This is a genomic window from Arthrobacter sp. zg-Y1219, assembly GCF_030125545.1.
Lineage (GTDB): Bacteria > Actinomycetota > Actinomycetes > Actinomycetales > Micrococcaceae > Arthrobacter_B.
The window spans coordinates 99,145-111,619 of sequence record NZ_JASKLY010000008.1; the positions used below are offsets into that span (position 1 = coordinate 99,145).

The 12,475-nt window shown below is 66.5% G+C and carries 7 protein-coding genes and 1 tRNA gene; 3 read left to right on the forward strand and 5 right to left on the reverse strand.

The genetic code is table 11. The features are described 5' to 3' along the window. Nucleotides 1–19: 19 nt before the first annotated feature. Nucleotides 20–859: an electron transfer flavoprotein subunit beta/FixA family protein gene (locus QNO00_RS04700; protein ID WP_284023790.1), complete on the reverse strand. Its 840-nt coding sequence runs from the start codon at nucleotides 857–859 to the stop codon at nucleotides 20–22. A gap of 213 nt (nucleotides 860–1,072) precedes the next feature. Further along, nucleotides 1,073–2,584 (reverse strand): S1C family serine protease, encoded by a 1,512-nt coding sequence (locus QNO00_RS04705; RefSeq protein WP_284023791.1) that lies wholly within the window; start codon nucleotides 2,582–2,584, stop codon nucleotides 1,073–1,075. 256 nt (nucleotides 2,585–2,840) lie between these two features. Here QNO00_RS04705 and QNO00_RS04710 point away from each other — a divergent pair, with 256 nt between their 5' ends. Next, nucleotides 2,841–4,883, forward strand: a complete 2,043-nt coding sequence (locus QNO00_RS04710; protein ID WP_229965073.1) for a TPM domain-containing protein — start codon at nucleotides 2,841–2,843, stop codon at nucleotides 4,881–4,883. Nucleotides 4,884–4,952: 69 nt separating this feature from the next. Next, the gene (locus tag QNO00_RS04715) at nucleotides 4,953–5,693 is read left to right on the forward strand and encodes a PspA/IM30 family protein (RefSeq protein ID WP_229965072.1); all 741 of its coding nucleotides are present in this window, start codon (nucleotides 4,953–4,955) and stop codon (nucleotides 5,691–5,693) included. 247 nt (nucleotides 5,694–5,940) lie between these two features. Here QNO00_RS04715 and QNO00_RS04720 read toward each other — a convergent pair. The 3 genes from QNO00_RS04720 to QNO00_RS04730 form a co-directional block, all read right to left on the reverse strand. Continuing rightward, nucleotides 5,941–6,017: transfer RNA gene (locus tag QNO00_RS04720), tRNA-Met, on the reverse strand. 63 nt (nucleotides 6,018–6,080) lie between these two features. After that, entirely contained in the window at nucleotides 6,081–9,095 is a 3,015-nt protein-coding gene (locus tag QNO00_RS04725; RefSeq protein ID WP_502863100.1) for a UPF0182 family membrane protein, read from the reverse strand. Between the two features lie 235 nt (nucleotides 9,096–9,330). Then, entirely contained in the window at nucleotides 9,331–10,545 is a 1,215-nt protein-coding gene (locus QNO00_RS04730; protein WP_284023792.1) for a YlbL family protein, read from the reverse strand. Between the two features lie 313 nt (nucleotides 10,546–10,858). Between QNO00_RS04730 and QNO00_RS04735 the strand changes: the two genes are divergently transcribed. Further along, nucleotides 10,859–12,367 carry a zinc-dependent metalloprotease gene (locus QNO00_RS04735; protein ID WP_284023793.1) on the forward strand — a complete coding sequence of 503 codons (1,509 nt, stop codon included), beginning with the start codon at nucleotides 10,859–10,861 and terminating at the stop codon, nucleotides 12,365–12,367. Nucleotides 12,368–12,475: the final 108 nt, after the last annotated feature.

Genomic DNA, 12,475 nt, shown 5'->3' on the forward strand with positions numbered 1-12,475 from the left:
AGCGCCGGTGGAAAGATTGTCAGATCAGTTTCTGGGCGGCAAGGTAGTCCACCAGCGCCACGCCGGCGGTGCCGTCGTCGGTAATGATGGTGCCGGCCGAGCGCGGCGGACGGGGAGCGGAAGCGGCAACCGTGGTCCACGAACCGTCCTGTCCCACCTGCGCGGGATCGATTCCCAGGTCCTGGAGCGACAGCACCGTGACGGTTTTCTTCTTGGCCGCCATGATGCCCTTGAAATTGGGGTAGCGCGGGTCATTGGCCTGGTCGGTAACGGAGACCAGGGCCGGCAGCGGCGCCTCCAGCGTTTCGGAGTAGGAGTCACCGTCCCGCCGGGCGCGGACGACGACGGCGCCGTCGTCGTCGTGCACCTCCAGCTCGGAGGCGAAAGTGATCTGGGCCAGCTGCAGGCGTTCGGCCAGCTGCGCCGGTACCAGCGATGTCTCACCGTCGGTGGAGGACATGCCGGCCACCACCAGGTCGGGCAGTCCGGAGCCGCCGCCGACCGCATGCCGGACCGCGGCGGCCAGCACCAGGGAAGTCGCTGCCGCATCGGAACCGGGCAGGGCGGCGTCGTTAATGTGCACCCCCTGGTAGACGCCCATCTGCAGGGCCTTTTTCACGGCGTTGACCGCCGCGTCCGGGCCCATCGTGAGGGCGGTGACCATGTTCCCGGCAGCCTGTCCCCCGCGGGCCTCGGCCAGCTGAAGGGCAGCCTCGAGGGCGTACTCATCGAGTTCGGACAGGATGGAGTCGGATCGGTCCAGGGTGTGGCCGGGTCCGGAAAGATGCCTGTCGAACTGGGCATCGGGCACGTGCTTCACCAAAACGACGATGTTCAGCGGCCTCTTGGATTCCTGCATGCGGGGCCTTTCTGGCGTTGTAGATCTTCCCGGGCGCGGCTGCACCGGGTCCGTGGCCACCCGCGCAGGGCGACTGAACAAGCTAATCACATTGCGCGGACGCACCGTGCCGGCATCCGGCAGCAAACAGTGCAGGGACTGCCCCTCCCGGGAGAGGAGGCAGTCCCTGCGATCCTTCTGCGTTCCTGGCACGCCGCCGGGGCGGGCGTTGTCCTACTGGTCGGCGGAGTCGCCCAGCGTCACCTCGACGCTGTCGGTATCCCCGCCCCGGGTGTAGTCAACGGTGACTTTGCTGCCCGCCGCCTGCATCCGGATGGCGGCTGTCAGGGACTGCGCATCGGTGACGGGGATACCGTTCACGGCAGTGATGACGTCGCCCTGCTTCAGCCCTGCCCGGGCAGCCGGGGTTCCGCCGGCCGGATTCTCTGCCACCTCGGCACCCACGGTGAAGGTGGAGGAGCTGGACGCTGTCGCGGGGGTTACGGACACGCCAAGGAATCCGTGGGTTGCCGACCCGGTTTCGATGATCTCGTCAGCCACCCGCTCGGCGTAGCTCATGGGAACCGCAAAGCCGACGCCGATGCTTCCGCTTTCCTCGCTGGCCGAGGCAATCGCCACGTTGACGCCGATCACGTCGCCGTCGGTGTTCACCAGGGCGCCGCCGGAGTTGCCGTGGTTGATGGCCGCATCGGTCTGGATGACGTCCAGATAAATCGAGCTGGACGCTGCACTCTGTTCCTGGCTGGACCCGTCCGGCGGAGCGAAGCGGAAGCCGAAGCCGTCATCCTCGCCCGATCCGTCGGACTCCGATTCCGGAGCCGCCGAGGACTGCACGCTGATGGTGCGGTTCAGGGTCGAGACGATTCCGTCGGTGACGGTGCCGGCAAGACCCAGCGGAGCACCGATGGCGATGACGGTGTCACCGACATTAAGATCGTCCGAATTTCCCAGGGTGGCGGGCGTGATGTCATCGGCGTCGACCTTGATGACGGCCAGGTCGGAAACCGGATCGGTCCCGACGATGGTCGCCGTGAAGACCCGTCCGTCGTTCGCCTGGACCTCGATGGTCGGGTCGGCGACGGTACCGCCCAGGGTGACCACGTGGGTGTTGGTCAGGATGTGTCCGTCGTCGTCCAGGATGATCCCGGACCCGGTGCCGGAACTGCCGCTGGCCGCCACGTCGATGGTGACGACGCTGGGCGAAGCCTTCACTGCGGCGGCCGTGACGGCATTGACGCTGTCTTCGTTGTTCACGACAACGGTCTGCGCCTGGCCGGTGCTTTGGGGAGCCGAATCATCATCCAGCCAGTAATTGGCGGCTACTGCAGTGCCGCCGCCCAGGAGTCCGGCCAGCAGCATGCCGGTCACCAGCGTTCCGGTGCCAAATCTGCGGGCGGGCGGAGCAGCGGCGGGCCGGTAATCCGGGCCGTAGGGGGCCTGGCCGTAGCCTGAGCCGGAATAGCTGCTGCTTCCCGAAGCGGGGCCGTAGGTCGGCGGTGCCGCGACGCCCGGAGCGCTGTCCTGGTGCGTCGAGCCGTAGAACGGCTGATTGGAGGGCGGCGGCGTCTGGGCGTGCCGGTCGCCGGCTTCCGGCTGGACGGGGACCTGCTGCGTCTGCCCTTCGCCGTCGGCCGCAGTTACGCCGTCGGAGGAAGCAGGCGGGGCAGGCGGGCGGGGAGGCAGTGGACGCTGCGGGTCCCCGGCGCCTCCGTATTGCTCAGACATGTGCTGTCCTTTCCAGATCGGTGTGCCCATGAACGTTGCTCACTCAACTATGACAGCACTTGCTGTGACGCGCTCTGGAGATTCCTGAACGGTTCCTGAGAGTTCGCCGAAAGCTGCATGGCCACGAACGTGGTGGACTGGGTATCCGGCGAACCATAGAATCGATGCAACTGCTTGCCCGCCCCGAAAGGGATTTGACGGGTCCGGCGGAGCGCGGCGGATCAGTCAGATGCCATTACGAACCTGAGGACAATTTATGCGGTTGAAGACCAAGCGGCTAGCGGCCGTGCTGGGTTTGAGTGTCACGGCGGTGCTGGGTACGGCCACGGCTGCTTCTGCCGTGCCGCCCGTGACCATTCCGCCGGGACAGTTTGTGGTCGACGACGCCGGTGTACTGGGTTCGGACGCAGACGAGGTCCGCAACGCGATTTCCGAGACGCGGCAGGACAGCGGCTACACCCTGTTCGTGGTTTACGTGGACGAGTTCAGCAATCCCTCTGATCCCGCCGCCTGGGGCAACCAGGTGGTCGCGCAGAGGAACATGGGTGAACGCGAGGTCCTGCTCAGCATCGCCACGGAGAGCCGGCAGCTGCAGGTTTCTGCCCCCCAGGACACCGTCCTGACGCAGAAGCATGAAGAGGCGATGGTGGCCGCGGCCACCGACGAACTGTTCGGCAAGGAGACCATCACCTCGTCCGACTGGGCCGCAGCGGCGGTCAACACCGCCGACGCGCTGGAGACCGGCCGGAGCGGAAGCTCATCCGGCGGCTCGGCCGGCGCCAGCCTCGCCCCGGTCCTCCTCATCGGAGGCATCATCCTGCTCGGCGGCGGCGCCGCATTCCTGTTTGTCCGGAGCCGACGCCAGGGTGCCGTCACGGCGGGCCCCGCCCGCGCCGAGGATGCCCCGCCCACCGATCCCCTTGACGAGCTGAGCGTGGAGGATCTCCGCAAGCGCGCCGGCAGCCTCCTGATTGCCGCCGACGACGCCATCAAGTCCAGCGAGCAGGAGCTTAACTTCGCGATGGCCTCCTACGGCGACGAGGCCGTGAAGACCTTCACCGAAGACCTCGCCGCGGCACAAACCCACATGAGTGAATCCTTCAAGATGCAGCAGCAGCTGGACGACCACATTCCGGACACCGAGGCCCAGCAGCGGACCTGGCTCAAGGACATCATCCGGCGGTGCGAGGCAGTGAACTCCTCCCTGCAGGCGCACAAGGAAGACTTCGACAAACTGCGTGAACTGGAGAAGAACGCGCCTGCCGCCCTGGCCGACGCGCGCCGGAACGCCCAGGCGGCGGCCAGCCGGCTGGGGGCGGCCGAACGCTCCCTGGCCGAGCTTCGCCAGCGCTACGCGGATTCGGCCCTCACCCAGGTTTCCGACAACATCGAGCAGGCCCGCGAGCGGCTGGAATTCGTGGACAACGCGGCGGAAGCCGCCTCCGCGAAGCTCGACGAGGGCGACACGGCGTCGGCAGTGGTTGCCGTCCGCGCCGCCGAAGAGAGCGTGCACCAGACCAACGTGCTGCTCGACGCCATTGAAAAGACCGGGCGGGAACTGGACTCGGCCCGCGGCGAACTGCAGCGCGCGGTGGCTGATGCCCGGCAGGATCTGGCCCAGGCCCGTGCCTTCGCCGCAAACGGAGGCAACAACGGCCTCGCGGGTCCGGTTGCCGGCGTCGAGGCGGCCCTGTCCGCCATCGACAGCGAATCCTCGACCAAGAACAACCCGGTTGAACTCCTGCGGCGCCTGGAGACTGCCAATGCGCAGCTGGACCGCGCGTTGGAGGGCATCCGCGACCGGCAGGAGCAGGAACGCCGGGCCAGGGATGCTCTCCAGCATGCAGTCATGTCTGCCCAGGCCCAGATCTCCGGCACCTCCGACTACATCCGCGCCCGGCGCGGCGGGGTCGGCAGCGAGGCACGGACCCGGCTCGCTGAGGCAGAGCGGAACCTCCAGCAGGCCATCGCGCTGCAGTCCTCGGATCCCGTGAGCGCCCTCGCCTATGCACAGCAGGCGAATGCGCTGGCGGCGCAGGCAGCTGACATGGCCCAGCAGGATGTCGACGGCTTCGGCGGCATGGGTGGCGGCGGCTTCGGCGGCGGCGGCATGTACGGAGGACGCGGCGGCGGTTCGGGTCTTGGCGGAGCCATCCTCGGCGGCATCCTCATCGATTCCATCCTCCGTGGCGGAGGAGGAGGCGGCGGCTGGGGCGGCGGCGGTTTCGGCGGCTTCGGCGGAGGCGGCGGCTTCGGCGGGGGCGGCGGCGGCTTTGACGGCGGCGGCGGAAGTTTCTAGGATCACGTTCCGCTGATGGCTCCAACACTTTTTTCCAAATTCGTAACCAAAAACCGAAAGGCAGACATCGTGGTAAAGCAGTCAATCTTTGGACGTATCACCCAGCTCGCCAAGGCGAACATCAACGCCATCCTCGACCAGGCCGAGGACCCGCAGAAGATGCTCGACCAGATGGTCCGGGACTACAGCAACAACATTGCCGAGGCTGAAAGCGCTGTCGCCCAGACCATCGGCAACCTGCGCATGCTTCAGGACGACTACAACGAAGACATCCAGAACGCGCGCAACTGGGGCAACAAGGCGCTGGCCGCATCGCGGAAGGCCGACGAATTCCGGTCTGCCGGCAACACCGCCGACGCCCAGAAGTTCGACAACCTCGCCAAGGTGGCCATCCAGCGGCAGATGGCTTCTGAAAACGAAGCCAAGGGCGCCGAGCCCACCATCGCTTCGCAGGAAGAGATCGTGGAACGGCTCAAGACCGGCCTGGATCAGATGAAGGGCAAGCTGAACCAGCTGCAGAGCAAGCGCGACGAATTGATCGCCCGTGCGCGCAACGCCCACGCCCAGACCCAGATGCACGAAGCCATGAAGAGCATCGACGTCATGGATTCCACCTCTGAGGTGGGCCGCTTCGAAGAGAAGATCCGCCGCGAAGAAGCCCGCGTCCGCGGTGCCAATGAACTGGCCTCTTCCAGCTTGGACGCACAGTTCGAAAGCCTGGAGGACCTGGGCGAGCAGACCGAGGTCGAGGCCCGCTTGGCCGCGCTGAAGAGCTCCGGCTCCGGACAGTCGGCCCTCGAACAGAACTAGCACCGGCTAAGCCGGCGGCGCCGGTCTAGCCGGCCTAGCCGGCCGAACGGGCGGCACTCCATTGGAGTGCCGCCCGTTGCTGTTTCCCGGCACGGCTCCCCCGCTGGGCTTCAAGGACCAGAGCACGGCAGAGGAGACTGCGGCAGAGAGGGCAAAGACGCCCAAGGCAAGAAGTCCCGGCAACGCAGAAAGTCCCGACCGGCATTTCTGCCGATCGGGACTTTCTGATGATGCCAATGCCGCTATGTGGTTGCGGGGGCAAGATTTGAACTTGCGACCTCTGGGTTATGAGCCCAGCGAGCTACCGAACTGCTCCACCCCGCGGCGTGATAGTTAACTCTACCTGCCGCGGGGCTGAGCCGCAAATCGTCTGCTTCCGCCTCCCGGTTAGTCGCCCTGGGTGCCCTCGGTGGGTGCGGGGGTTGCGCCCTCCGCGCCCTCTGTGGCGGCGCCGTCGGTCTCCCCGGCGGCTGCTTCCATGGCTTCCTGGGCCGCGATGGCCTTCTGGATGGCCGCGTTGAGCTTGTCCTGCGCTTCGCCGTAGGCGGCGAAGTCGTTGGCTGCCAGTGCGGACTGGCCCTCCTGGATGGCGCTTCCGGCATCAGCCAGTGCGGCGGCCAGGTCGGCCTCGGCACTGGTGTCGCCCGGTACCTCTCCCGGGCCCGGAGCGGGCGTCTGGCCAACATTCTCGGAGTCACCGGTGATGGCACCTGAGTCGCCGCCGAAGACCTGGTTCAGGGCTTCGTCCAGTGTGGGGGCGAACCCAACCTTCTCACCGAAGTTGACCAGCACGCGCTGCAGCGTCGGATAGGAGGCGTCGCCGGAGGACTGGACGTAGACCGGCTGCACGTAGAGCATGCCCTCGCCCACGGGCAGGGAGAGCAGGTTGCCGTTGATGACCTCGGAGGCGCCCTGGCGCAGCAGGTTCAGTGCGTTCGAGACCGTCGGGTCGGAGTTGAACCGGTTCTGCGCCTGGCCCGGACCCGGAACCACGGTGTCGGTGGGCAGCGAGAGCAGCCGGAGCTTGCCGTAGTCCTCGCTCTTGACCCCGTCCTCGCCGGTGCCGGCATCCGCTTCTGCGGCCAGGAAGCCGTAGAGCACGTTGCGGGCCTCGCCGTTGGGCGAGACAAACGGAATGAACGGCGTGGTGAGCGAGAACGCGGTCTCGTCCTGGCCCGGCATCTGCAGGGACAGGTAGTAGGGCGGCTGCTTGACCTCGGAGTTGGTGACCGTGGGGTCGTTCGGAACGCTCCAGGCGTCGTCGTTCTTGAAGAACGAATCAGCGTTGGTGACGTGGTACTTGCCCATGAGCTCGCGCTGGACCTTGAACTGGTCCTCCGGGTAGCGCACATGCGCCATCAGGTCAGCTGACATCTCGCTGTACGGCTTGAGCGTGGACGGGAAGACACTCTGCCAGGACTGCAGCAGCGGGTCCTGGTCATCCCAGGCGTAGAGCGTGACGGAGCCGTCGTAGGCGTCCACCGTGGCCTTCACCGCGTTGCGGATGTAGTTGACCTGGTCGGCGGGCAGCGCCGCAGCACCGGTGGTCAGGGAGTCAGTGGTTGCGGCCTGAAGTTCCTGCTGGGTGGAATACGGGAAGTACTTGCTGGTGGTGTAGCCGTCCACGATCCACTGGACCCGGCCGTCCACGACGGCGGGGTAGGCGTTGCCGTCCACGGTCAGGTACGGCGCAACCTTCTCCACGCGTTCGCGGGGATCGCGGTCGTAGAGGATCTGGGATTCTTCGTTGATCGCGTCCGAGAGCAGGAGCTCGGTGGACTGGAACTTGATGGCGTAGACCAGCTGGTTGAAGAGGTTGCCCACGCTCGGGCCGCCCTCGCCGTCGAACGTGGTCTGGGACTCGGTGTCCGAGTCTCCGGTCTGCGGGCGGTCGATTTCCTGCGGTGCGGACCCTTCGGGCGCTCCGACTACCGAGTAGTCGGGTGAGGATTCGCCGAAGTAGATCCGCGGCTCGTAGTCCCCCAGCACACCGCTGGACGGAATGCCGGATTCCATGAAACTGGGTTTGCCGTCGGCCTGGACGGTGGAGCCGCGGGCGGCAACCACGCCGTAGCCGTGGGTGTACAGGATGTGTTCGTTGACCCAGCCGTCGGGCACGCCGTCGGTGTTCAGCTCACGGACCGCGATCACGGTGTCCTGGATCTCGCCGTCGATGTCGTAACGGTCAACGTTGAGCGTCTCCGGGAACTGGTAGTACTGGCGGAACTGCTGCAGCTGCGAGAAGGCCGGGGACACCACGTTCGGGTCCAGCAGGCGAATGTTGGAGGTGGTGCCGGAATCTTGGGCGAGCGCTCCGGCGTTGGCTTCAACCGTGGCCTTGTACTCGGTGACCTCGGTCTCGTCCAGGCCGTAGGCCTCGCGCGTCAGCTCGATGTTGCGCTGGATGTACGGCTCTTCCTTGCTCAGTTCCGAGGGCTTGACCTGGTACTGCTGGACGATCCACGGGTAGACGCCGCCGGCCACGATGGCCGTAATGATCAGCATGGCCGTACCGATGATCGGCAGGCGCCACCGGCCGATGAAGGCGGACACAATGAACAGCAGGGCCACGATGACCGAGGCCACGGTCAGGATGGTCTTGGTGGGAATGACCGCTTCGACGTCCGTGTACAGGGCGCCGGTCCAGGTGCCGGAGGTGCTGAGCAGGGTGTTGTAGCGGTCCAGCCAGAAGTTGGCAGCCTGCAGGAGCAGGAAGGCCGCGGCGATGACGGCGATGTGGATGCGTGCCTGCCGCGAAGTGAAGATGCCCTTTTCCTCAAGGCGGATGCCGCCGTACAGGTAGTGGGTCAGCAGCCCGGCGATGCCGGAGATGACCACAACGCTGATCAGGAAGCCAACGATGAAGCCCAGGAAGGGCAGGGTGTTGAGGTAGAAGCTGAAGTCCAGGCCGAATTCCGGATCCTGCCGGCCGAACTCGCGGCGGTTCAGGAACAGCAGCACCTGCTGCCACATGGACATGGCCGCCGTGCCGGCAAAGCCGCCGACGACGACGGGGATGCCGATCATCAGGAGCTTGCGGACGGGTTCAAGCTGCGCCTGGTAACGGTTCAGGTTGTCCTGCAGCGCACTGTCGGGTGCATACACGGGCCGCGATGCGTAGGCCGCCCGGATGCTGAAGAAAACGCAGCCGGCCATGATGATGAAGGCACTGAGGAACATCGCGATGCGGGTCAGGTTTTCCTTGACGAAGACCTCGAGGTAGCCCAGCTGGTTGTACCAGAGGACATCCGCATAAACCTGCGAAAAGTACACGAAGCCGATCACAAGGATCGCCACCACGATCAGCGTGGCGATCAGGGGGCTCGGGCCGCGCCGCTTGCCGGGGCTGGTGCCCGTACTGGGGCTTGGTCGGGAGAATGGGCCGTTTGGTCCGGAAGTCACTGTTACCTCATCGTTCGGTGCGTCGGTCCACGGCCCCTGCAACGGGTGCTGCAGGACATTTTTGCTGTCCCCTCCGCAAGTTGCCGTGCTTTCTCATTCTGCCTTGTCTTCCTCGCACGGGGCCACTAACCCCGCCTTTGCGAAAGAACCTTTTCACGATCGTGATGGGCCGCGGCCTGGCCCGAGTCCTTTTTCCGGCCGGATCCTGGTCGCTGGCTCATGCAGGCGCCTCGGGTCAGGGTTCCTGGTCCGCGGTGCACTGTGCGAGCTCCGCGGGGCTCGTTCCGCCGGCGAGGGCCTCAACCGCGGTGCGTGCCTCGTCCAGCGTGGCGACGCGTACGACGTCGAGCCCCTCCGGAATGTGCCCGACAACTTCACCGCAGTTGTCCGCCGGAGCCAGGAAGAACTCAGCGCCGGCGTCGGACGCGCCCACCATCTTCTGCTGGATGCCGCCGATGGCTCCGACATTTCCGGCCGAGTCAATGGTTCCGGTTCCGGCAAAGTGCTTGCCCCCGGTCAGTTCCCCGGGGGTCAGCCGGTCAATAATTCCCAGCGCGAACATCATGCCGGCGGACGGGCCTCCAACGTCGTTCAGGGCGATCGTGACCTCGAAGGGGAATTCGAAGCTGGTGGCCAGGAAGATTCCGAGCTGGTAGCTGCCGGTATCGCCGAGCACCGGCGTCACGGTTCCCGTCTGTTCCCGGCCGTCCCGCCGGAACGTTATCTCCACCGGAGCCCCGCCGCTGGCCTGCAGTTCCTCGCGCAGGGAGTCTATTCCGTCGATGTCAGTGCCGCCCACGCTGAGCAGGGTGTCTCCGGCCTCCAGCACCCCGGCGGCGGGCGAACCATCCACCAGTTCGGCCACGGACAGGTCCTCGCTGAAGGGCACGTCCAGTTCGCTCAGCGCCGCCGCGACTGACGCCTCCTGCGAAGAGGTCATGGCGGCCGCGTTCTGTTGGTCGATGTCTTCACCGGTGGTTCCGCGCGGATAGACGAATTCCTGCGGCACGACGGCGTCCTCCGGGTTCAGCCACGCGCCGACGGCTTCCAGGAAACTCATGGCGGTGCCCGGTCCGCCGGCCACGTAGACAGTGGTCAGGTCAAGCTCTCCGTCGGTGGGGTACGTGGGCGCCCCCTCAATCTCGATCAACGGCGCCTCCTCCCCCTCAGCCGTCTCCACGGTGCCCACCGTGTTAAAGGTGGGACCGGGAGATTCCACCACATACGGCGCCGGAAGAAACAGTGCAACGGCTCCCAGCACCAGGGTCAGCGCGCCCGTCACCAGCAGCGCCCGCGAGCGCGGGTCCGGACGGTGTCCCCCGCTGAAGGGTCCGGAAGCTCCGTCCGGCAGCGGCGCCGGAACCGCGGGAAGCCCGCCCTGCCCCGGGTACGGACCCGCGGCCCGGGCGCTGGAAACGGAAGGGTCGTGCGGATGGTCTGAGGGGCGCAAGTGGCCAACCTTTTCTGAAGGTGGGAACCCGAGGCAGCTCGGTAAGGCTGAAACGGCTAACGAGGCTGATACGGCGGATACTGGCCCCAGCTTACGCCCGCGGGCCCTTTCCCCGCGGGCGCCAGCGCGCTTAGGGCTTTGCCATCAGCGAACGAACCGGTGAATACAGGACAGGCGTCCCGGGCTGCCGGTAACGTAAGGAAACCATGGTCCGTGATTCAGCGGCCCGTGGTCCGGAGCAGCCAGGGCCGCCAACCGCGGGCTGCCTGTTCCGCGTTATGCACGTCAATCTTCCACAGGACCGGTGGTATCCATGAGCTCCAACCCTTCCGATCCCGGGGACACGCCCCAGGATCCGCTCTCCGAAATGCTTGCCCGACTGTTCGGCGGAGCCGGCGCCGGCGCCGGCGGCATGGATCCGCAGGAGCTGGCCAAAGCAGCCGGCCTGCCCTCCGATCCCAACGCCATGGCCATGATCTTCCAGCAGGTCCAGGCCATGTTCAGCGCCCCCTCGGAAGGCCCGGTCAACTGGCAGCTTGCCAAGGACAATGCCCGCAGGGTTGCCGCCACGGACAGCGATCCCTCGGTGCTGCCCGCGCAGAGCAAGGAGGTGGACGAGGCGCTGCACGTCGCCCAGCTGTGGCTGGATCCCGTGACCGATTTCGCTTCCATTTCGGCGCTGGGCCAGGCCTGGAGCCGGGCGGAATGGGTGGAAGCCACCATGGATTCCTGGAAGCGGCTCACCGAACCCGTTGCCGTCAGCATCTCCCAGGCGCTGTCGAACGCCATCAGCACCCAGATGCCTGAAGAGATGAAGTCCATGATGGGCGGAGCATCCTCCATGCTCGCCAACATGGGCGGCGCAATGTTTGCCATCCAGCTCGGCCAGGCTGTCGGCGCCCTGTCCAAGGAAGTCGTCAGCTCCACCGACATTGGCCTCCCCCTCGCGGGCGGAACCATGGCGCTGCTGCCGGCCAACGTCGCCAAGTTCGGCGAAGGCCTGGACATCCCGGAAACGGAGATCCGGCTTTACCTGGCCGTCCGCGAAGCTGCGCATGCCCGGCTCTTCACCCACGCTCCCTGGCTGGCGGGACACCTTTTCGGCGCCGTTGACAGCTACGCCCGCGGCATCCACATCGACATTTCCAAGATCGAGGAAGTTGCCCGGGACCTGGATCCGTCCAACCCTGAGTCCATTCAGGAAGCCCTCTCCGGCGGCGTTTTCCAGCCGGAGCGGACGGCGGCGCAGGACGCAGCCCTGGAACGCCTCGAAACAGCGCTTGCCCTGGTGGAGGGCTGGGTCGACGAAGTCACAGCAGCCGCAACGGTCAATCTGCCGTCGGCCGCCGCACTGCGCGAAATGATCCGCCGCCGCCGGGCAAGCGGTGGTCCCGCCGAGCACACCTTCTCCTCGCTGGTGGGCCTGGAGCTGCGTCCGCGCCGGCTCCGGGACGCGGCGACCCTGTGGTCGCAGCTCCGGGAGGAGCGCGGCATCGAGGGCCGCGATTCCGTGTGGGAACACCCGGACCTCATGCCCACGGCCAAGGACCTGGATGATCCGAAGGGCTTCAGCAAGCGGCGTGAGCTGCTGGACGCCTCGGATTCCGACGTCGATGCCGCCCTGGAGCGCCTCCTCAACGGCGGGTTTGATACGCCGGAGCCTGACGCCGCCGACGGCGAGAAGGGAACTGCCGACACCACAACCGACGGCAACGGAACTGACGGCAGCGATACTGCCAACGGCACCGATTCCGAGAACGGGGACGGCAACGAGAACGGTGACGACACCGATCCGGGTGCCGGCGGACAGCCTCGGCCCTAACCGCACCGCTTGACCGCACCAGCGTAAGCCCGCAGCGGGGCCCGCCGCCCATGGGCGGGCGGGGCCCCCGCGGTTAACGGCCGGCCCAAAAAGGGGGGCCGAGGCACA